At 67.1% G+C, this 18,932-nt stretch carries 19 protein-coding genes and 1 riboswitch; of the genes, 9 read left to right on the top strand and 10 right to left on the bottom strand.

The window, feature by feature from the left end; translation table 11 throughout:
• Window positions 1–103 precede the first annotated feature (103 nt).
• Window positions 104–304: riboswitch (cobalamin riboswitch) on the bottom strand.
• Window positions 305–627: 323 nt separating this feature from the next.
• A complete protein-coding gene (locus tag LXM94_RS11775) occupies window positions 628–1,233 on the top strand; it encodes a DUF6656 family protein (RefSeq protein ID WP_408015626.1) in 606 nt (201 codons plus the stop codon).
• Between the two features lie 22 nt (window positions 1,234–1,255).
• Here the strand turns inward: LXM94_RS11775 and LXM94_RS11780 are convergent, their stop codons facing one another.
• Entirely contained in the window at window positions 1,256–2,317 is a 1,062-nt protein-coding gene (locus LXM94_RS11780; RefSeq protein WP_235771519.1) for a diguanylate cyclase domain-containing protein, read from the bottom strand.
• 183 nt (window positions 2,318–2,500) lie between these two features.
• Here LXM94_RS11780 and LXM94_RS11785 point away from each other — a divergent pair, with 183 nt between their 5' ends.
• Genes LXM94_RS11785 through LXM94_RS11795 form a run of 3 tightly spaced genes read left to right on the top strand, consistent with a single transcriptional unit; the run spans window position 2,501 to window position 5,304 of the window.
• Window positions 2,501–3,475 carry an L-threonylcarbamoyladenylate synthase gene (locus tag LXM94_RS11785; RefSeq protein ID WP_235771521.1) on the top strand — a complete coding sequence of 325 codons (975 nt, stop codon included), beginning with the start codon at window positions 2,501–2,503 and terminating at the stop codon, window positions 3,473–3,475.
• 3 nt (window positions 3,476–3,478) lie between these two features.
• Window positions 3,479–4,909 (top strand): FAD-binding oxidoreductase, encoded by a 1,431-nt coding sequence (locus LXM94_RS11790; protein WP_235771523.1) that lies wholly within the window; start codon window positions 3,479–3,481, stop codon window positions 4,907–4,909.
• Window positions 4,906–5,304, top strand: coding sequence for a winged helix-turn-helix domain-containing protein (locus tag LXM94_RS11795; protein WP_235771525.1), 399 nt, complete (start codon window positions 4,906–4,908; stop codon window positions 5,302–5,304). Before LXM94_RS11790 ends, LXM94_RS11795 begins: the two co-directional genes overlap by 4 nt.
• Here the strand turns inward: LXM94_RS11795 and modC are convergent, their stop codons facing one another.
• From modC to LXM94_RS11815, 4 genes are all read right to left on the bottom strand, one after another.
• The gene (gene modC / locus LXM94_RS11800) at window positions 5,305–6,393 is read right to left on the bottom strand and encodes a molybdenum ABC transporter ATP-binding protein (protein ID WP_235771527.1); all 1,089 of its coding nucleotides are present in this window, start codon (window positions 6,391–6,393) and stop codon (window positions 5,305–5,307) included.
• The gene (gene modB / locus LXM94_RS11805) at window positions 6,390–7,091 is read right to left on the bottom strand and encodes a molybdate ABC transporter permease subunit (protein ID WP_235771529.1); all 702 of its coding nucleotides are present in this window, start codon (window positions 7,089–7,091) and stop codon (window positions 6,390–6,392) included. Before modB ends, modC begins: the two co-directional genes overlap by 4 nt.
• A gap of 6 nt (window positions 7,092–7,097) precedes the next feature.
• Window positions 7,098–7,898 carry a molybdate ABC transporter substrate-binding protein gene (gene modA, locus LXM94_RS11810; protein WP_235771531.1) on the bottom strand — a complete coding sequence of 267 codons (801 nt, stop codon included), beginning with the start codon at window positions 7,896–7,898 and terminating at the stop codon, window positions 7,098–7,100.
• Between the two features lie 86 nt (window positions 7,899–7,984).
• Entirely contained in the window at window positions 7,985–10,291 is a 2,307-nt protein-coding gene (locus LXM94_RS11815; RefSeq protein ID WP_235771533.1) for a DUF1217 domain-containing protein, read from the bottom strand.
• A 302-nt stretch (window positions 10,292–10,593) separates the two neighbouring features.
• Between LXM94_RS11815 and LXM94_RS11820 the strand changes: the two genes are divergently transcribed.
• The gene (locus LXM94_RS11820; RefSeq protein WP_235771534.1) at window positions 10,594–11,160 is read left to right on the top strand and encodes a DUF6101 family protein; all 567 of its coding nucleotides are present in this window, start codon (window positions 10,594–10,596) and stop codon (window positions 11,158–11,160) included.
• 270 nt (window positions 11,161–11,430) lie between these two features.
• On the opposite strand, the gene ubiA is transcribed toward LXM94_RS11820, so the two are convergent.
• Window positions 11,431–12,384, bottom strand: a complete 954-nt coding sequence (gene ubiA, locus LXM94_RS11825) for a 4-hydroxybenzoate octaprenyltransferase (protein WP_235771536.1) — start codon at window positions 12,382–12,384, stop codon at window positions 11,431–11,433.
• A 52-nt stretch (window positions 12,385–12,436) separates the two neighbouring features.
• Window positions 12,437–13,237: a MipA/OmpV family protein gene (locus LXM94_RS11830; protein WP_235771538.1), complete on the bottom strand. Its 801-nt coding sequence runs from the start codon at window positions 13,235–13,237 to the stop codon at window positions 12,437–12,439.
• A gap of 173 nt (window positions 13,238–13,410) precedes the next feature.
• On the opposite strand from LXM94_RS11830, the gene LXM94_RS11835 reads away from it, so the two are divergent.
• The 4 genes from LXM94_RS11835 (at window position 13,411) to LXM94_RS11850 (ending at window position 16,516) form a co-directional block, all read left to right on the top strand.
• The gene (locus LXM94_RS11835; protein WP_235771540.1) at window positions 13,411–13,650 is read left to right on the top strand and encodes a hypothetical protein; all 240 of its coding nucleotides are present in this window, start codon (window positions 13,411–13,413) and stop codon (window positions 13,648–13,650) included.
• Window positions 13,651–13,736: 86 nt separating this feature from the next.
• On the top strand, window positions 13,737–14,999 hold the full coding sequence (purD, locus tag LXM94_RS11840; RefSeq protein ID WP_235771542.1) for a phosphoribosylamine--glycine ligase: 1,263 nt from the start codon (window positions 13,737–13,739) through the stop codon (window positions 14,997–14,999).
• A gap of 45 nt (window positions 15,000–15,044) precedes the next feature.
• Window positions 15,045–15,929: a hypothetical protein gene (locus tag LXM94_RS11845; protein ID WP_235771544.1), complete on the top strand. Its 885-nt coding sequence runs from the start codon at window positions 15,045–15,047 to the stop codon at window positions 15,927–15,929.
• A 110-nt stretch (window positions 15,930–16,039) separates the two neighbouring features.
• Window positions 16,040–16,516 (top strand): plant virulence effector HPE1-like domain-containing protein, encoded by a 477-nt coding sequence (locus tag LXM94_RS11850; protein WP_235771546.1) that lies wholly within the window; start codon window positions 16,040–16,042, stop codon window positions 16,514–16,516.
• A 103-nt stretch (window positions 16,517–16,619) separates the two neighbouring features.
• On the opposite strand, the gene LXM94_RS11855 is transcribed toward LXM94_RS11850, so the two are convergent.
• The 3 genes from LXM94_RS11855 to glyS all read right to left on the bottom strand — a co-directional run.
• Window positions 16,620–17,120 carry a DUF523 domain-containing protein gene (locus tag LXM94_RS11855; RefSeq protein ID WP_235771548.1) on the bottom strand — a complete coding sequence of 167 codons (501 nt, stop codon included), beginning with the start codon at window positions 17,118–17,120 and terminating at the stop codon, window positions 16,620–16,622.
• A gap of 68 nt (window positions 17,121–17,188) precedes the next feature.
• The gene (locus LXM94_RS11860) at window positions 17,189–17,569 is read right to left on the bottom strand and encodes a cupin domain-containing protein (RefSeq protein ID WP_235771549.1); all 381 of its coding nucleotides are present in this window, start codon (window positions 17,567–17,569) and stop codon (window positions 17,189–17,191) included.
• A gap of 87 nt (window positions 17,570–17,656) precedes the next feature.
• Window positions 17,657–18,932: glycine--tRNA ligase subunit beta (gene glyS / locus LXM94_RS11865; RefSeq protein WP_235771551.1), on the bottom strand; the 1,276-nt coding region annotated here is incomplete at its 5' end.

Raw genomic sequence — 18,932 nt, forward strand, 5'->3', positions numbered from 1 at the left:
TTCCTCGTTCTACCGTGACCCGGCAGGCGGGAGGGAACCGGCAGCCGGCAGCCACCGGCGTCATCTACGGGTTCTCATCCCGGCCACCCACCGCAGCCAGTTGCATCTTCATGTCGTCAAGGCTGGTTTCCGGGCTGAGGAGCTGTCCCTGAGGGACCGCGCGGCGCCTTCCCGAAAGCTTTTGCTCCAGTGGCTCTTTGCCGCGTATTCTCCAACACCGTTGCGGGGGCAGCGCCGGGTTTCAACCGGCTTCCCAATTCTCCGCCTTCCCTATAGAGGCGGCACCTCGATCGTCTCCATGAAAGCAGATCACGCGTGACATGCCATGTCGATTAGCGACATCGCCTTCCGGAATGACGACAGGCCCTGCACGCGATTTCCGCCATTCTCCCTTCTATTTCGCGATTAAATACAAAATCCTAAAAGATAACCGTCAGGAAAGCTGACCTTTTTTCGGGCACCCGCGCCCAAAGTTTCGGCAATGTCTGCTTTGCGACATGCTCCCTGTCTTGCCGGCGGCAGAAGCCGTTGCAGACCGCCGAATCGGGTCATCCCGGTAAAAGGAAGCATTAACCAACAGCACCTATCATGGACCTGTGCCAATGCGCCTCAAGGAGCCCGGTCGCCGTGCACCAGAAGTTTCGATACTATGACGCCGTTGCGCAGAAGCGGGCCGTGACGCAGAAGGCTGCGGTCCACACGGAATTCCTGCGCACCGGCCGTATCGACCGCAACCGGAAGGACCTGACCGACGCCGAGCGTCGGTATCTCAGCTATCAGGAAGTCGCCGAGATCACCGGGCGCCGCCTGGAGCGGGCAGGCGAGGTCACCCACCAGCGCATCAACGGCTTCCATCACTCGATCCGTTTCCCGAAGCTCATCTTCCACCGCACGCTCACCAACACACCCCATCTCGGCTACTGCCACGTCACCGTCGCCAACACCCGCTTCGCCGATCTCGACGACGTGAACTGGGCCTTCTACATCGCGAATTTCTTCTCGGAGATCGGCGACGGCGACCGCTTCTTCGAGGGCATCAGCCAGCGCCACCCGCGCATGTATTTCGCGGTTGCGATCAACAGTTCCGAGATCGAGGGGCGGCTCGAGATCGACAGGACGGTGCGTGGCAACGGCGTGCTCTTCCGCACCCACGACCCGAAGGCCGCAATGAAGAATGTCCTGATGCTCGGCGCGCGCGACGAGGCGCTGCGCCGCATCATCCGCACGCTCTGACCGGCCTGCGGCGAGAGGACGGTCAGGACGCCCGGTAGAGCATCCAGTCCTTGCCGCGGGACGCCGCTTTCTCGCGATGCACGACCACACGATCCCCGCCCTCGGCGATCGCCTGCGCGAGCGCCTTCTCCCCGAGATTGAGCAGGTCGAAGGCATTGCCGGCATGTTCCGTCATGCAGAGCCCGGCCGAAAACGACAGGGTGCCGAGCCCGCGGCCGGTCTCCGGATGGCGCAGCGCCGCCGCCTGGAAGGCGCTGCGCAGCAAGACGAGCAGACGCAACACCTGCGACTCGTCGCCGGTCTGGAACAGAAAACCGAAACGAAGGCCGTCGAAGCGGGCAGCGATATCGCCCGAGGGGAAAGCCTGCCGGATCAGCGATCCGAAGTGACCGACGAGATAGGGCCCGAGCGCCTCCATCTGGCGCGGCGAGAAGCGCTTCGCCGCGTCCACCTCGGCAATGACGACGGCGCAGGCATCCGGCTCGTCGAGATCCGCATAGGCCCGCGCCACGGCCTTGTTGAAGGCGCGGCGGTTGCCGAGCCCGGTCGCCACGTCGAGGAACTTGTTCGCCTCGAACTCCGCCAGTTCCCGCGCCAGGCCGTCGAGGGCCTCCGCATGCGCCGACACGCTGGCGGTCATTGCGGCGTTTTCGGTCGCCCGCCGCTCCGTCGCCCGGCGCAGCGCCTCGATCGAGGCGCCGAGCGCGGTCGCCGGGCCGCCATCCGCCCCGACGATCGCCTGCGAGGCTTCGCCGATCAGCCGGCCATAGTCCGTCAGCGACGTCTTCTCCTCGTCGAGCAGCGCCATGAAATTGCTCATCTCGTCGCGAACGACGCCGGCGGAGCGTTGCAGCACGCTCGCCTCGTGCTGGTGCGGCAGGTACTTGCGGCCGAGTTCGTCGAGCGCGGCCTGGGTCTTGTACTTGCCGAGCGCGATGAAATCGCGCACGAGGTCCGGATTGGTCCCCGCATAGGCCTCGTAGACGAGTTCGTAGTTGCGCGGCAGGCCTTCGATGCCCAACTGCTGCATCGCGGTCGCGACGCGGACGCCAATGTCATTCGTGGAGGATTTCTTGTGCACCATCTGAACAGCCCGGCAGATTTCGACACAGGGTCGTATCATTCCGGCTCTTTCGGCCGGCCTAAGACAACCGCTGCATTTCGCGACGAATTTTAGCGAAACCTCCGCCGTCCGCGGCGGCTTTTGCGTCTTGGCAGCCACCCGGCATGGCCTGTAAGGAGAGCCGGAGAAAGGATGGCCGGCCGCATGACACGCATTCTGGAGGCTCGCAGCGACGAGGCGATGGCGATCCGCGAGGCGATCGCGCTGCTAGCGCGAGGACTGCCCGTCGCGATCCCGACCGAGACCGTCTACGGGCTCGCGGCGGACGCGACCAATCCCGACGCCATCGCGCGCATCTACGAGATGAAGGGCCGGCCGCGCTTCAATCCGCTGATCTGCCACATGGCCGACCTCCCTATGGCGGAACGCCACGTCATATTCGACCCGCTGTCGCGCCGGCTTGCCGAGGTCTTCTGGCCGGGACCGATGACGCTGGTCCTGCCGGTGCGCGAGACGAGCCCGATCCACCCGCTGGCCCGCGCCGGCCTCGACACGGTCGGCGTGCGCGTGCCGAGCGGCATGGCCGGGCGGCTGCTCGCCGCGCTTGACCGTCCGCTTGCCGCGCCGAGCGCCAACACGTCGGGCGGCATCAGCCCGACGACCGCCGCGCATGTGGCCGCCGACCTCGGCAAAAAGCTGGAGCTCGTGCTGGATGCGGGCCCGGCGCGGATCGGCCTGGAATCGACGATCCTCAAGGTCGAGAACGGCGCAATCCGGCTGCTGCGGCCGGGCGGACTGGACGTCGCCGACGTCGAGGCGCTGACCGGCACGCTGGTGGTTCGTCCGCATGGCGCGGGCGCGGCCATCGAGGCGCCCGGCATGCTCGCCTCCCACTATGCCCCGGCTGCCGGCGTCCGGCTCGACGCCACGTCGGTCTTTCCCGGCGAGGCGCTGATCCGCTTCGGCGGACGGTCGCTGCCGGGCGAGGAGCGGGCGGCGATCGTGCTCGACCTCAGCCCCACCGGTGACCTGCGCGAGGCGGCGGCGAACCTCTTCGGCTACATGAAGGAGGCGGACCGCAGCGGCGCTGCCTCGATCGCCTTCGCGCCCGTGCCGGTGCACGGGCTCGGCGAAGCCATCAACGACCGGCTGCGCCGTGCCGCAGCTCCCCGGGAGTAGACCGTGACGACGCTTTCGCCCGCCCTCATCGCCCGCTTCGCCGCGATCACCGGAGAGGCGCATGCCGTCATCGACCCGGAAACGATCGCGCCCTATCTCGTCGAGACGCGCGGGCTCTATCGCGGCACCTCGCCGCTCGTGCTGCGTCCCGGCAGCGTCGAGGAGGTGTCGCAAGTCTTGAGGCTCGCGACCGAGACGCGCACGGCGATCGTGCCGCAAGGCGGCAATACCGGCCACGTGGCGGGGCAGATCCCGCGCGAGGGAGCGGCGGATGTCGTGCTGTCGCTGTCGCGGCTGAACCGCATCCGCGACGTCGATCCGGTGGGCAACATCCTCGTTGCCGATGCCGGCGTCGTCCTTGCGGACCTCCAGACGGCGGCGGAGAAAGCCGGCCGGCTGTTTCCCCTGTCGCTCGGCTCGGAGGGCTCCTGCCAGATCGGCGGCAACCTGTCGACCAATGCCGGCGGCACGGCGGTGCTCGCCTACGGCAATGCCCGCCAGCTCTGCCTCGGCCTGGAGGTGGTGCTGCCGACGGGCGAGATCTGGGACGGGCTGCGCAGGCTCAAGAAGGACAATACGGGTTATGATCTGCGCGACCTCTTCATCGGCGCCGAGGGCACGCTTGGCGTCATCACCGGCGCGGTGCTGAAACTCTTCCCCCAGCCGCTCGGCCACGAGGTCGCCTTCGCCGGGCTCCGCTCGGTCGACGACGCGCTCGCGCTCTTCGAGATGGCGGCGCGCCGCTGCGGGCCGGCGCTGACCGGTTTCGAGCTGATGCCGCGCATCGGTGTCGATTTCACGACGCGCCACATCCCCGGCGTGCGCGATCCGCTGCAGACGCGGCATGCCTGGTATGCCCTGATCGACGTCTCGACCGCCGATGCCGCGGAAACGGCGGCGCGGATGATCGAGACGCTGCTCGCCGAAGGCATCGAGGCGAACCTCGTCGAGAATGCCGTCATCGCCGCCAGCGAGGCGCAGCGCCGGGCGCTCTGGCACATGCGCGAGAGCATGTCGCCGGCACAGAGGCCGGAGGGCGGCTCGATCAAGCACGACGTCTCGGTGCCGGTCTCCAGCATTCCGGCCTTCATGGCGGAGGCGGATGCGGCGGTGCTGACGGCCATGCCCGGCGCGCGCATCTGCGCCTTCGGCCACATGGGCGACGGCAACATCCACTACAACATCTCGCAGCCCGTCGGTGCCGACAAGCAGGCCTTCCTCGGCCGCTGGCGGGAGATCGCCGCGCTCGTCCACGGCATCGTGCTGAAATACGGCGGTTCGATCTCGGCGGAGCACGGCATCGGCCAATTGAAGCGCGACGAACTCGCCGAGATCCGCACGCCGATCGAGATCGAGCTGATGCAGCGCATCAAGCGGTCCTTCGACCCGGCCGGCATCATGAATCCCGGCAAGGTGCTGAGGACCGGCCGATGAACAGGCGCAAGGCCTGGCCGAGCCTGCGCTTCGACTTCGTGACCGGCGCGCGCCTCGGCCCCGGCAAGGTGGACCTGATGGAGCGGGTGCAGGCGGTGGGATCGATCCGCGCCGCCGGTGCCGCCATGGGCATGTCCTACCGCCGCGCCTGGCTGCTTGCCGACGAGATCAACCGCATGTTCACCACGCCGGTGATCGCCGCCAAGCATGGCGGCAAGGCGGGCGGCGGCGCGACGCTGACGCCCTTCGGCGCCGAAGTGCTCATCCGCTACCGCGCGATGGAGGCGCGGGCGCGCGACGTCTATGCCGAGGAGCTCGCCTGGCTCGGCGCCAACATGGACGGTGGTTTCGAAGGCAAGGCGCCGAAGGCGGCGCCGGGAGACACCGACGACTGATCAGGCCTCCTGCCGGAAAAGCTCCGCCTCGTCGAGGGAGACCGCCTTGAAGAGGACATGCACCGGCGTGCCGGGCGCAAGGCCGAGCTGTCCGGCGGAATGGCGGGTGATCTGCGCCACGATGCGGTCGCCGCAATCGATGGTCGCGACGAGGTCCGGCCCCTCGCCGCCGGAAAGCTCGACAACCGTTCCCGGCAGGATGTTGAGCGCGCTGATCGCCTCCGGCCGGTGACGGGCAAGCATCACCTCGCCGGCCGGGATATGGAGGCGAACGCGGCTTCCCTCGGCGAGAGCGACGGTTCTCAAGTGCAGCAGCCCGCAGCGGGCGCGAGCGAGCGTCAGGCCGTGCTCCGGCCGGTGCTGCTCGATCACCGCGTCGATGAAGGCGCCGGGCCGCCAGGCGCCGCCGGCGGTGCGCAGCGTCAGAAGCTCCGACGGGCTGCCGGACGCCCGCACCCGGCCTTCCTCCATGAGCACGACAGAGGTCGCAAGCCGCGCCACCTCGCCGACCGCGTGGCTGACATAGAGCACCGGCACGCCCGTCTCGTCGCGCACGCGTTCGATATAGGGCATGATTTCCTGCTTGCGGGCAGCATCGAGCGAGGCGAGCGGCTCGTCCATCAGCAGGAGCTCCGGTGCCGAAAGCAGCGTCCGGCCGATCGCGACGCGGCTCTTCTCGCCGCCGGACAGGCCGGACGGCCGGCGGTCAAGCAGATGCGCGATACCGAGCATCGACACCACGTCGTCGAAGGCGACGGCGCGCGCGTCCCCTGGCAGGAAGCGCCGGCCATAGAGGAGGTTCTGCCTGACGCCCATATGCGGAAAGAGCCGGGGCTCCTGGAAGACGTAGCCGATGCGGCGCCGATGCGGCGGAACGAAGGTACCGCGGGTCGCGTCGAACCAGACGGTGTCGCCGAAGCGGATCGATCCTCCGGTCGGGCGCAGCAGGCCGGCGACCGCGTTGATCACCGTCGTCTTGCCCGAGCCGGACGGGCCGAAAAGCGCCGTCAGGCCGGCACCCGCACGGATGTCGACCGCGAGCGCGAAGGCACCCTGCCGATGGCGGATCGAGACCGACAGATCCTTCATGCGAACTCCACGCGGGCGGCAAGCCGACGGGCGACCAGTTCCGAGGCGACCAGCGCGGCAAAGGAGACGAGGATCGCGATCAGCGTCAGGCGCAGCGCCCCGGCGTCGCCACCGGGCACCTGCGTATAGGTATAGATCGCCGCCGAGAGCGTCTGCGTCTCGCCCGGAATGTTGGAGACGAAGGTAATCGTTGCGCCGAACTCGCCGATCGCCTTGGCGAAGGAGAGGATCAGGCCGGCCGCGATGCCGGGCAGGGCGAGCGGCAGCGTGACGGTCAGGAAAACACGCGCGGGGCTCGCACCGAGCGTCGAGGCTGCCGCCTCCAGCCGCCGGTCCACCGCCTCGATCGACAGGCGGATGGCGCGCACCATCAGCGGGAAACCCATGATCGCGGCGGCAAGTGCGGCGCCCGTCCAGCGGAAGGAGAAGACGAGGCCGAACGCCTCCTCGAAAAAGCGTCCGAACGGCCCGCGCCTGCCGAAGGAGAGCAGAAGCAGATAACCCGTCACCACCGGCGGCAGGATCAGCGGCAGGTGGACGACGGCATTGAGAAGGCTATGGCCGGGAAAGCGGCGGCGTGCCAGAAGCCATGCCACGGCGATGCCTGGCGGCAGCGAGCACAGCGCCGCCACCGAGGCCACCTTGAGCGTGAGGAGAATGGCAACCCATTCCTCGGTTGAAAGCTGCATCCCATCCATGCCCGGTCAGTTGGACTGCGGCAGCAGTACCGCGAAACCCTGCTTCTCGAAAAGCGCCCGCGCCGTGCCGCTGCGCAGGAACGCGAGGAAGGCCGCGGCCCGGGGCGACGCCGATTCCTTCAGAAGGGCGACGGGATAGATGATCGGCGGATGGCTCTCTTCCGGAAAGATGCCGAGGATCGTCACGGACCGGTCGGACGCGGCATCCGTCCTGTAGACGATGCCGAGCGGCGCCTCGCCGGTCGAGACGTATTTCAGCGCCGCGCGCACGTTCTCGGCCTGCGCGGTCCTGCCGGAGACGCTGTCCCAGAGGCCGAGCTTTTCGAGCGCCGCCTTGCCGTATTTGCCGGCCGGCACGGAATCGACATTGCCCATCGCCAGCCGTCCGTCGCCGAGCAGCCTGGCGAGGTCGGTGCCTTCTTTCAGCTCCACCGTGCCGGTCGCGTCGGACGGGCCGACGAGAACGATGCGATTGCCGAGGAGGTTGCCGCGCGTGGCAGGATCGATTCGTCCGGCCTTCTCGACATAATCCATCCAGGTGAGATCGGCGGAGAGGAAAATGTCGGCGGGCGCCCCGTCCTCGATCTGCCTGGCCAGCGCGGAGCTGGCGGCATAGGAGGCCTGAACCGTCGCGCCGCCATCGGCCTTCCAGGCCGCCGCGACATCGTCGAGCGCATTCTTGAGGCTGGCGGCGGCAAAGACCGTGACCTTGTCTTCCTGTGCCCATGCCCCGGCGGGCGAAAGCAGGGCGAAGCCGAGTGCGAGGCTTGCCGCGAACAGGATCGCGAAACGGCGGAACAGGCGCATGGAACATCCTCCGGGATCGTTATATCCATACGAATATAACGATCCCGTGTAAGGAACAAGCGCCTGTCGCAGGATCGTGCCGCGCCTTACGAGCCGCCCGCCCTCAGTTGCGCGAGGCTGAGGAGCAGGTCGGCGCTCACGCCGGCGGTGCCGCCCGACAGCACGGTGACGGCAGCGGAGGTGTCGACATTGTTTTCCGTGTCGTAGAGCACGGCGAACTTGACGATCATCTTGCTGACGAACTCCGGATCCTGGAGCTCTTCCAGATCGAGATAGCGCTCGATCATCTCGGCCTGCGCGTCGACGTCGGCATTGCCCACCTCGTCGGAAACGCCGTAGGTGACCTTGAACACCTCGTAGAGCGCGTCGTCGGCCAGGATGTCGTAAGCGCTGGTGATGGTCGGCGCCTTGCGTTCGAAATACAGTGCCAGCCGCACGCCGGCATTGTCCTCGCCCGCCGTCTCTTCCATCGCCTGGCGGATATAGTAGTCGATCGTCTTGTAGACACCCTGCCGGAGCTGGATCGTGCCGTCCTCGACATCGGCGACATTGCCCTCGGCGTCGAAGTTGAAGGAACTGACGATCCAGCGCCAGGCGCGATTCTCCTGTGTGTTGGCGACGCTCTCCGGATCGTCGAGGTCGGAGGCAAAAACCTCCTGGAGGAATTCCGGCGTGACGGTTTCCGGATCGATCCTGTTCGCCTCGAGCACGAAATTGACCAGCCGTTCGTTCGACAGGAACTCGTCCAGCGTTTCGATCTTCTGGATTTCCTCCGAGTAATAACTTGCTTCCTCCTCGGCCGTCTCCTGCTCCTCGTCCGTGCCAAAGCGGGACTTTTCGAGGACGTAGAGCTGCGAGACGGCGAGGATCTGCGTTTCACTCTGCGCCATCAGCGGCACGGTAATGGCGCCCTCCTCATCGAAATTGAACGCCTTGGCGAGCTCGACGAAACGCTCGTCCTTCAACTGGTAGACGTAGCTCTTCGGGTCGTTGAGATCGCTGAGAAGCACCTGCTTGAGCGTATAGGTGGAAACGCTGTCCGGATCGAGCCCGAAGGCCTTGAGGGCGAGTTCCACGACACTGTCGGAATCGATGAAATCGTCGACGGACTCGAGCTCCGCCACGTCGGCCTTGTAGCCGGAGATCAGCGTCTCGTCGGCTTCGTCATCCGCGTCGTTGTAGTGCACCATGTAGAGATTGGAGGTCGCGACCGTCTGGGTGCCGACCTGCGCCGTCACGCCGTCGTCGAGCGTGCCGTCCTCGTTGAAGTTGAAGGCGCTCGCCAGAGCGATGAAGCGTTCGTCGCCGTTGCCGACCGTATAGATGTAGCTGGTCGGATCGTCGGGATCGCTCGTCAGGATGTTCTCGATCGTCGCGTTGACGATCGATACTTCCGTCAGTTCATAGGCCGTCCTGACATAGTCAACCAGCCGGCTGTCGGCAACGAAGTCGTCGACCGTGGTGATGCTCTGGATCGCTTCCTCGAAATAGGCCTTGTTGAGCAGCGCCGCTGCCGAGGTCACGCGCGGGTTGGCAAGCGTATAGGCCTCGTTGGTCGCCGCCTTCATGTCGGCGGTCTGGGCGGTCTCACCGTCGGGAACCGTGCCGTCCTCATTGAAGTTGAAGGCGGACGCGAGTTCCAGATACCCTTCGGCCGTGTCGATGAACCCGTTCCAGGTGGTGATGTCGGCGCGGATCGCGCTCCGTTCCTCGGTCGTGAGGCTGGTGTCGGACAACTGGGTCGTCGCATCCGCGATCTTCTGCTCCAGCTCCTCGATATAGGGCACGTAGGTCTGGTTGACGTAGCTGTCCGTGTCGTCGATGTCGCTCGTCATGACGTCGCGGATGTTCTGGTAGGAATAGGTGTCCTCGTCGATGCCGAAGGCCTGGAACACATAGGCCTTCAGCCGATCGTTCTGGAAGATGTCGGTGACGTTGTCGACCTTGTCGATGACGATGTTGTAATAGCGCGTCTCCTCCTGGATCGCGCTGCCGGCACTCTCGACTCCGGCCGTGTAAAGGCCGATCACGTCGTCGAGCTGCGCCTCCGTCTGGGCGACCGGCGTCTCCTCCTGGAAATTGAAGGCAGCGGCGAAGTCGCGATAGCGGCTGTCCGTCAGCGAATTGGCAAAGCTGCTGTCGTCGGAGAGGTCGCTTTCCAGCACCTTGCGCATGAAGGCGGCGGCATAGGTCATGTCCTCGAGGCCGTAGGCCTTCATCGCGTAGTTGAACAGGCGATAGTCGTCGAGGAATTCGTCGACCGAGGTGACCTTGCCGATGTTCTCCTTGTAGTAGGTCTCTTCCCGCGCATTGATCGAATCCTGCTGCGTCCGCGTCAGGCTAGTGAGCAGATCACGGGTAATGAGGTTGTAGCTCGTAAAGGTCGACAACATCGCTGGACGGGTTCCTTCGGACGGGGTCTCGGCGGGCCGCGCGCAGGGCGGCCTCTTCGCCATTTTGCCCGCCGAGCCTTGCCCGACGCTTTCCCGCAAAACGCGTGATGCACGCGAGCTGCTTCACGAACTGGAAACCCTGACGGATTCGCATTCGCTAACCATTTGAGGACGCAAAGTTTTCTTAACCGCGATTTTTAAGCCGAGCGGAAGGGCACGCGCCTAAGCTTCCCCCATAGAGGACGAAAAGTCCCGATGGGACGACCGGAACACCGGCTCTCAAGGAAGACAGGACGAAAGACATGCTGAATACCGTCACCAAGCCGGCCTGGGCCGGCAGCACGCTCCGACTGGACCCCAAGCGCTTCCCGCAGCAGGTAAGTTATGCCGTTCGCGACGGGGTCGGCGAGGTCATGATCACCATCGACGAACGCGGCGCGGTGATGCGCAAGGTTCTCCCCGCAAGCGGCCTGCCGCTTTCGATCGCCCTGCCGGCGCGCGCCTTCAAGGGTGTCGCCGCCCGTGCCATCGACCACGGCAACGGCGAGGTCACCGTGACGCTCGAACTGCATCACGACGATCCGGATCTCTGCATCCCGCTGCTGGTGGCGCACGACCTCTGCGACATCGCCGCCGACTGGCGCGGCTGGGCCGAGTCCTTCAAGATCCCGATGCTGATGGTCGAGGCCGACGGTGTCGCCCGGCCGCTGGAAGAGCATATCGGCCAGATCGCGGCGCGGCCCGTCAAACCGCGCCGACGCCACTCTTACTTCGCCGACCGCCGGCCGCGCTTCCTGGTGCGCCGCACGACCGGCCGGCTCGGCCTTGCCATGAAGATCGACGGCCGCGAGATCATCGCCCGCGACTGACACGCTATTACCCCTCGACTGCCATGAACCGGCCGCGACGCGGCCGGTTTTTGCCTGTCTTGTTCCCCCGGGAACAGATCCGAGCGGGCGCGGATGCGAGAACCGGTCAACAGCCGGCGCAGACCGGCCTCTTCACCGGATTTCAAGGGACAGACATCATGACCGGACTCCTCAAGAGCCTCCTCATTCGCATCGACCGCTTCTTCCACGCCTTCGAGGAACCGAAGGTCCTGGTGCCGCGCGAGCAGAGCTGGGCCTGACGGCGGCGCGTCAGGCGAAGGCGAGCGCGGCGACGAGCCCGAGAAAGACGATCAGACCGACGACGTTGTTGAACTTGAAGAGCGCCAGGCACTGCTCGCCGTCATCGATGTCGAGCGTGACGATCTGCCAGGCGAGCAGCACGGCGGCCAGCCCGAGCCCGGCATAAGCGAACGCGCCGACGCCTGCGAGGATATAGGCGAGCATGAGGAGCAGCACCGTCAGGCCGTAGAGCCCGATGAGCCAGGTGCGCGTCGTGTCGCCGAACAGCCGCGCCGTCGACCGCACGCCGATCAGCGCGTCGTCCTCCTTGTCCTGATGGGCGTAGATCGTGTCGTAGCCGACGGTCCAGGCGATGGCGGCGGCATAGAGGACGGCCGGCGCCGTGGCGAGGCTGCCGAAGACGGCCGCCCAGCCCATCAGCGCGCCCCAGGAAAAGGCCAGCCCCAGGACGACCTGCGGCCAGTCGGTGAAGCGCTTGGCGAAGGGATAGATCGCGACGATGGCGAGCGAGGCGACGCCAAGGCCGATCGTGAAACGATTGAACTGCAGCAGGACGACGAGGCCGGCGAGCGCCTGCGCCACCATGAAGACCTTCGCCTGCAGGCGCGTGACGCGGCCCGACGGCAGCGGCCTCGACCGCGTGCGGGCAACCGCCATGTCGATCTCGTGGTCGACGAGATCGTTGTAGGTGCAGCCCGCGCCGCGCATGGCGACCGCGCCTGCAAAGAACAGCAACAGGTGAAAGAGGAATTGCGGCAGGCTGAAGAGCGCGATGTCGCGCGCCACGTTCGCCGCAAGCGCCGCCGACCAGAAGCAGGGCCACATCAGCAGCTGCCAGCCGATCGGCCTGTCCCAGCGCGCGAGCTGCGCATAGGGCCAGGCGGGACGCGGCAGGACGCGGTAGACCCAGTTGTCGGACGGCGCGTCGGCGACGCGGCCGGAATCGGGAGAATGCAGGCTCATGCGCCTAGATCGCAGGCGGCATCCCGCCGGTCAAGCGCGGCGACGGCAGCGCTCAGGGAATCGTGAAGTCGAAGCGGTAGGTGGCCGAAACGCCGATCAGAAACTGGTCGCGCTTGCCGCGTTCGCGCACCAGGCTCGAATCGGCCGCATCGCCCATCAGGCGCTTGTATTCGCCGAAGAGGCTCGTCTCGATCTTGTCCGTCGCCTGCCAGTTGACGGCCGCGCCGACCCCCGCCGACTGGATGCCGCCATCCGGATTGTAGGCCGAGAGACCGGAGCGCGCGGCGCGGGCCGGCGTCACCTCGTAATAGGCGTCCATCGCGTCGTTGGAGGCGAAGGTCATGCGCGGGCCGGCCGAGACGCGCACCGTCTCGGTCACGTCCGCGAAGGCGTCGGCCGAGACATCCGCGACAAGGCCCGAATGGCTGCGGATGCCATGGCGAACCTCGCCGCGCAGGCGCAGCCAGTCGGTCGGATAGACCTCGGCGAAGCCGCCGAGCTCGACGCCCAGCTTCACCGGCGCGAGACCGCGCAGATCGTCGGAATCGTCGTTGTCGCGCGGCATGACGAGCTTGCCGGTGATGCCGGCACGGAAGGCGCCGGAATCGATCAGCGCGAAGGCGGGATTGTCGTTGCGCGAGGAAAAGCGCACGACGTTGCCGGCCTTGCCGAGCGAGATCATCGGCGCCGCCTGGAAGATGTAGCTGTCGGAACCCTCGAAGCGCGGTCCCACCGCTCCGGATGCGCCGAGCTTCAGGTACCAGTCGCCGGACCACCAGTGATCGGCGGCGGAAGCGGTTGCGGGGAGGGAAAGGACGGCTGCCGCGACGGCGGCGAGAACGGAGCTACGCAATGACTATCCTCGACACATCATCTGCCGGTGCGCCCGAAACGATTCCGGACCGCGTCGGCGCGGACCTTAAAGCGGTTTGGTTACCGATGCACTAAGGAATCGGCGGCCGGCCGGCCGTCCGCGGAACGATCACGCGACGATGGCGTTTCTTCGGCGAACGACAGGAGACCGACATGACAGTCAGCTCGATGGAACTCAAGGTCGACGCCATCCGCAGCGACGCCTCGATCAGCGACGACGAGAAGATCGCACGGCTGACGAAGCTGCGCGTCGAGGCACGCGGCCTGCAGCGCGCCGCTACGGAAAGCGCCATGGTGGACGACGACGGCTGGTACGAGGACGTGCATCTCGTCGACCTCGCGCTCGCCGAACTCGACGCCCCGGTCGAGGAAAAGGGTCCCGCCACCCTGTGAGCGGATGCCGGCGAAGCCCTCCTCCCCTTGACCTTTGCGGCCCGCCCCCTTAACCCGCCCGCAACGGGTGACACGAGGGTTTGGCCATGAAGGTACTGCTGATCGGTTCGGGCGGGCGCGAGCATGCGCTGGCATGGAAGCTGTCGCAGTCCCCCCTGCTCGACACGCTCTATGCGGCACCCGGCAATCCCGGCATCGCCGGCTGTGCCACGCTGGTCACCCTCGACATCGACGACCATGCGGCCGTCTCCGCCTTCTGCCGCGAGAACGGTGTGACCTTCGTCGTCGTCGGCCCGGAAGCGCCGCTCGTCGCCGGCATCGCCGACCGGCTGAGGGCCGACGGCATCGCCGTCTTCGGTCCGTCGAAGGAGGCGGCACAGCTCGAGGGCTCGAAGGGCTTCACAAAGGATCTCTGCGCCCGCTACGCCATCCCGACCGGCGCTTACCGGCGGTTCCGGGACGCCGCGGCGGCGAAGGCCTATGTGCGCGAGCAGGGTGCGCCGATCGTCATCAAGGCGGACGGGCTTGCCGCCGGCAAGGGCGTCACCGTCGCCATGACGCTCGACGAGGCGCTTGCCGCCGTCGAGGACTGCTTCGACGGCGCCTTCGGGGCGGCCGGCGCGGAGGTGGTGGTGGAAGCCTTCCTCGACGGCGAGGAGGCGAGCTTCTTCTGCCTCTGCGACGGGAAGTCGGCGCTGCCGCTCGCCTCGGCGCAGGACCACAAGCGGGTCGGCGACGGCGACACGGGGCCGAACACCGGCGGCATGGGCGCCTATTCGCCGGCTCCGGTGATGACCGGCGCGATGGTGGCCCGCACGATGAAGGAGATCATCGAGCCGACGATCCGCGGCATGGCCGCCGACGGCCATCCGTTCTCCGGCGTGCTCTTTGCCGGGCTGATGATCACGGCGAAGGGGCCGGAGCTCATCGAATACAACGTGCGCTTCGGCGACCCGGAATGCCAGGTGCTGATGATGCGGCTCGACAGCGATCTGCTGCCGCTGCTCCACGCTGCCGCGACCGGCACGCTCGAACAGGTGTCGGCGTCCTGGCGGGACGAGACGGCGCTCGCCGTCGTGCTCGCCTCGAAGGGCTATCCGGGCACCTACGAGAAGAACACGCCGATCCGGTCGCTTCCGGACGATTCCGGCCATCTGAAGGTGTTCCACGCCGGTACGGCGATGAAGGACGGCGCGCTCGTCGCCACAGGCGGGCGGGTGCTCAACGTGACGGCAACGGGCGAGACGGTCGAAGCGGCGCAGCGGGCGGCCTATGCGGCCCTCGACCGCGTCGAGTGGGACAACGGCTTCTGCCGCCGCGACATCGGCTGGCGGGCGATCGGGCGCTGAGGCGCCGTCACAGAACCGACACGACTGGCGGTGCATGCATCGCGCATGATCAGCATCACGATTCGCGACAGCATCACCGATGCCGGCAGGCCCGGCGGCCAGAACGAGGACCGCTCGGGCGCCACGCCGCAATCGGCCTTCGTGCTCGACGGCGCCACAGGGCTTGCCGACGAGCGGCTGTTTCCCGACTTTCGCAGTGACGCCGAATGGCTGGCGGACTTCGCCTGCCGCCGGTTCCTTGAGGCGGACGGCGCGGCCCTGCGCGATGCGGTGGACGCCATCAACCGGCAGGCCGGCGAAGCGGTCGCTGCGGCTGCCGGCGGACGGGTGCTGCCGGCCTGGGCATTGCCGATCGCCGGCTTCCAGATGGTGCGCCTCGAAGACGGCGCGCTCGTCTCCTACGGCCTCGGCGATTGCCGTCTGTTCCTGCGCTCGGACGCCGATGGCGCGGTCTTCGAAACGAGTGCGCTGCGTGGCAATGCGGCGGCCGAGCGCGAGGAAGCCCGGCGATCGATCGCGCAGGCGGGCGGGTTGCAGGCCTACGGCACGCTGAGCGCACATGCCGCCGTGCGCGAAAAGCTGCGAGAGAGCCGCGCCCGCTGCAACCGTCCGGGCGCCCGCGTCTGGACGCTCGGAACCGTGCCCGGGGCCGCCGACCATGTGGTGCGGGAGGTGTGTCCCGTCGGCGCGCCTGCCACCGGGCTCCTGTGTTCGGACGGCTTCGCCGCGCTCTGCGACCAGTACGGCCGCTACGACCCGGCGGGTCTGGTCATGGCGGCGGCCGGGCGCGGGCTCGCGGACCTGCTTGGCGAGCTGCGCGACATCGAACGCCGCCTCGACCCGGACGGGCGCGCCTACCCCCGCTACAAGACCAGCGACGATGCGACCGCCGTGCTCTTCCGTGTCGACATGGACGCCGATCGGGCTTGAACGCCGCGACGGGCCCAAAAAACGCCAGATCATTCAATTTTTACCATTTCTCCTGACCGGACCGTAAGACAGTCCGGATAATCTCCCTGCAAAGACCGGGGAGAACTGGGATGCGTGCAACAACCTTGAGCCTTGCCGTCGCGCTTCTTGCCGCGCCGGCCCTCGCCTCGTCGATCGAGCCCGTGGCCTCGGGCGAGGCGACGAACAGCAGCATCGAGACGATCCGCTGCGGCGATTGCCCGATGCCGAAGCCGAAACCGATGGAACACAGCTACCAGGTCGACGCGATCGCACCCGGCACCCAGAAGGTGGAGGTCCGCGAGGTTGGCGGCGAGCGCAAGGTCTTCCGCACGGAGTCCTGGATGGGCGGTTCGCCCGTCGTCTTCGTCAGCAAGGCCGTCGACCTGCCGACCGACACGGCGTCGGCAGCGGCCGAACTGGAGAAGGCCGCCGAGACGGTCGATACCGCGGCGACGACCGGCGCGCTCACCCGCGGCGCGGCCGCCGATGTCACGACGGCCAATGCCGGCGGCACGGTCCCGGCAAAGGCGCTGGACACCGCGACATTTGAATTGCGGGTCAACTGACCCCATATTGCAGTGATCCCTGCCCCATCGGCCCAAAACCGATCGGGTCATCCGCTCCGGCGGATGCGTTGCGCCCCTGAAGAGAAGCGGGGGCGCAATCGCGTTATGGAGACGGGTCTTGCGCCGCGACCAGCGCGACAAGATCCTCCACCTCCCGGTCCGAGAAGACCGCGATGCCGTTTCGCCTAAGCAGCGCGGCGGTGACGCCCTCGCCGGCATGGCGCCGTCCCGAGAAACTGCCGTCATGGACGAAGCCGGAGCCGCAGGACGGGCTGCCGTCGATGAGCAGCGCATAGCGGCAGCCGGTCTCGCGCGCGACGGCAAGCGCCGTCCCGGCGCCGGCGACATAGGCGGCCGAAACATCGCCGCCCGTCGCCTCCATCACCCGCGCCCGCCCGTCGAGCACGTCGGCCCCTGTCATGCCCAGTTCGATCTCGGCCGGCGGCCGCGGCACCTGGAAGCCGCCGGCGAGCTCCGGACAGAACGTCACCAGCCGCCCCTCCGCCTTCCAGCGGTCGACCGCCGCGTTGACGAGCGGCTTCGCCGAGCCGTTGTAGCGCACCGGCAGGCCCATGAGACAGGCGCTGATCAGGATCTTCGACATGTCCCTGCTCTACGCCCGACTCGCGGCCGGGGGCAAGCCCGGCGGTGGCGGCCGGCGCGGCGCCGGCGTCAGATCCAGCGATCGTTCTGCGCCGTGCGCCCGCCGCCCTCGTCGCCGGTGTTCAGCGTGCCGCGCGGCTCGATCAGCAGCATCGTCACCTCGCCGGCCGCAAAGGGTTTGTGCTCGACGCCCTTCGGCACGACCACCATCTCGCCCGGCCCGAGCGCGACAAACCCGTCGCGGAAGTCGATGCGCAGCGTGCCCTCCAGCACGATGAAGGCCTCGTCGGTCTCCTTGTGATCGTGCCAGATGAAATCACCCTCGATGCGCACGATCTTGAACTGGTAGTCGTTGAGCTCGGCAATGACGCGCGGCGGCCAGTGCTCGGCGATGAGCGACAGCTTCTCGGCAAAATTGATCGGCGTGCAGGTCTTCGTCGTCGCGTCCATCAGATCATCTCCCTTCGATTGACGCGGGAGGTGATAGCCGGCAGCACGGGCGCCGGCTTGAAGGTTTGTGCGGGATCTGTGCCCTGCCTAGCCCGATATCTTCGAGAAGTCCGCGACCGTGCCGGTTGCCGCGCGGATGGCGGCCAGCAGCGCGAGGCGGTTGGCGCGGATCGCGGGGTCGTCGTCGTTGACGAGCACGTCGTCGAAGAAGCGGTCGACGGGCGCGCGCAGCTTCGACAGCGCCGCCATGGCCGAACGGAAATCCTCCTTCGCGACGGCATCCGCCGCCTCGGCGGACGCGGTGACGGTCGCGGCGTGCAGCGCCTTCTCGGCGTCGAGCGTCAGAAGGTCGGGCGAGACGCTTGTCGCGACTGCCGTGCCCTTCTTCTCTTCCGCCGCCAGAAGCTGCGTCGCGCGTTTGGTGCCGGCGAGCAGATTGCGGCCGTCCTCGGAATCAAGGAACTGCTTAAGCGCCGCCGCACGCCGGCTGATGGACAGAATATTCTTCACATTCTCCATTCCCGGCACCTGGTTTTGATCTAGCATTCCCTTATCGAAAACAGCGTCGACATAGTCCGGTCGGATGCCATCTTCCCGCAACTGAACCTTTAGACGGTCAGCGAAGAATGTTGCGAGATCAAACGCTAGATCCATTGGCGCACTGTATCCGCAGTTGCGGGCATGGGCATAGCATACTGAAATCACATCAAAGCCGATTTCATTGTCAAGCATGGTGCGAATAACACCCAGCGCAGCCCGTCGCAACGCATACGGGTCCTTCGACCCCGTCGGCTTCTCGTCGATCGCCCAGAAACCGACCAGCGTGTCCAGCTTGTCGGCGAGCGCAACGGTCAGCGCCACCTTGCCGGCCGGCACGCGGTCGGAGGGGCCTTGCGGCTTGTAGTGATCCTCGATGGCCTCGGCCACCGCCGGGTCCTCGCCCTGCAGGACGGCGTATTTGCGCCCCATGATACCCTGGAGCTCGGGGAACTCGCCGACCGCCTCGGTGCGCAGGTCCGCCTTGGCGAGCACGACGGCGCGGTCGACGAGCGCCGGGTCGGCGCCGGTGACCTTGGCGAGGTCCGCCGCCAGCGTGCGGATGCGGCTGACCCGCTCGCCCTGCGTGCCGAGCTTGGCATGGAAGGTGACGTCCAGCGCGTCGAGCTTCGCCATGCGCTGGTCGAGCGGCTTTGAAAGATCGAGGCCGAACTTTTCCGCTGACGCCGCCAGCGTGTCGAGGTCCGGCAGGTCGCGCTGGTCGCGGCTCCAGAAGTGGCGGGCGTCGGAGAGACGGGCGCGCACCACCTTGCCGTTGCCATGCACGATCTCGGCGCCGCCGTCCTTCGCCGCGATGTTGGCGACG

It is taken from the genome of Rhizobium alarense, assembly GCF_021555155.1.
Taxonomy (GTDB): Bacteria; Pseudomonadota; Alphaproteobacteria; order Rhizobiales; family Rhizobiaceae; genus Rhizobium_D; species Rhizobium_D alarense.